The following is a 228-nucleotide window of genomic DNA, read 5'->3' on the forward strand; positions in this document are numbered from 1 at the left end:
GTCAAGGCCGCTGCTGTATGGGAATATTAGCATTGCGTGAGCAAGCGGGCCGTGATCCCAAGCAGCTTCATGCGCAAGATTTCGGTTTCGTATTAGGCCGACGTATCAATGCAGCTGGGCGTATGGATAATATGCTCATCGGTATTGATTGCTTATTAACTTAAGACTGGAGCACCGCACAACGTTTGGCACAAGAGGTTGAGCAGTTGAACCGTACGCGTCGTCATG

1 pseudogene is annotated in these 228 nt (G+C 50.0%); it reads left to right on the forward strand.

The features are described from left to right. Window positions 1–228: pseudogene (locus V6252_RS13110) on the forward strand (single-stranded-DNA-specific exonuclease RecJ); the annotation flags it as partial.

The sequence above is a fragment of the Psychrobacter proteolyticus genome (genome assembly GCF_038155145.1).
In the GTDB taxonomy this organism is placed as follows: Bacteria; Pseudomonadota; Gammaproteobacteria; order Pseudomonadales; family Moraxellaceae; genus Psychrobacter; species Psychrobacter proteolyticus_B.